The organism is Caldimonas taiwanensis NBRC 104434 (assembly GCF_001592165.1).
Lineage (GTDB): Bacteria > Pseudomonadota > Gammaproteobacteria > Burkholderiales > Burkholderiaceae_C > Caldimonas > Caldimonas manganoxidans.
In genome coordinates this window covers 1-1,013 of record NZ_BCWK01000080.1, presented here as the reverse complement: position 1 = coordinate 1,013, position 1,013 = coordinate 1, and the positions used below count along the sequence as shown (strand labels likewise).

At 64.8% G+C, this 1,013-nt stretch carries 2 protein-coding genes and 1 pseudogene; all 3 read right to left on the bottom strand.

Annotated features, from left to right (window positions below; translation table 11 throughout):
- Positions 1-120, bottom strand: a pseudogene (locus CTA01S_RS16935) (lysozyme); the annotation flags it as partial.
- On the bottom strand, positions 117-590 hold the full coding sequence (locus tag CTA01S_RS16215; protein WP_232301117.1) for an HNH endonuclease signature motif containing protein: 474 nt from the start codon (positions 588-590) through the stop codon (positions 117-119). The gene CTA01S_RS16215 and the pseudogene CTA01S_RS16935, both read right to left, overlap by 4 nt.
- A gap of 20 nt (positions 591-610) precedes the next feature.
- On the bottom strand, positions 611-1,013 hold a 403-nt coding region (locus CTA01S_RS16210; RefSeq protein ID WP_062196861.1), incomplete at its 5' end, for a hypothetical protein.

Sequence of the window (1,013 nt, the reverse complement as noted above, 5' to 3'; positions counted from 1 at the left end):
CGTCGGATAGCCGGCCGGGCAGATGTACGGATAGGCCCGGTTGGGATCGTGCTTTGGAACGCGGTGAAAGCCTTCGAAGCGTTTCGCAAGCTCGATCGCTTGAGGCGGCACGCGAATCACACGTGCGTCCATGTCGCCCCTGCCTTGATCATGCCGACGGTCGATTTGCCGATACCGTAGTCTTTGGCGATGCGCCGATGACTGCGGACGTCGGCGCGAACCCGCGCTACCAAAGCCTCGTCGAGCCTGGCTTTGGGGTGTCTGCTTCCGCGCGGCGGGTTGTCTCGGCGCTTGTTGCGCATGTCCCGAAGGTTCTCCGCCTGCGTACCGACGAAGAGATGCTGCGGGTTGACGCAACCGGGGTTGTCGCAGCGATGACACACCACCAGCCCGGGAGAAAGGTCACCAAAGACCAGGCGATAGGCGATGCGATGCGTCAATTGGATGCGCCCGTCGTCATCGGCGATCTTGCCGTAGCCTCCCTCCTTGGTCGATGCGAGCCATTGCCAGCATTCATGCGGGGCGCGCACCTCGACCTTTTCCCAGAAGCGCTCTGCAAGCGGTCGGTGCTTGCGGCTCCACGACCGCACAGTCTCGTCCGACCGCCCCATCACCGCAGCCCCTTTTCCAGCGTGCGATTGAGGAACCAGTAGTTCAGGATGCCTGCGAGCAGTGCCTGATCCGCTTCCGACCAAGCTGCGAGCAACGCTGGCCCGAACCCCACGCCCGACTGAACCGAGCCGACGAAGGTCGAGAGCTTCACCCCGGCATACATCAGCACGAAGAGGTAGGTGACCACGGGCCTGACCGTGGTGGACAGCGCATCGGCCCACTTCACGCCCGAGGTTCGGCCCTGCGCCGCAACCGCCTCGCGCAAGGCCTCGATGGCTCCGGTGTTCCATGCTGCGTCGGCCCCGGCGCCGATCTCGGCCATGCGCTGGGCGCCGCGCAGCTTCTCGAACTCCAAGGCCTTGTCCTGCATGGCGAGTTCATGGCTGCGCTCGCCCTTGCGG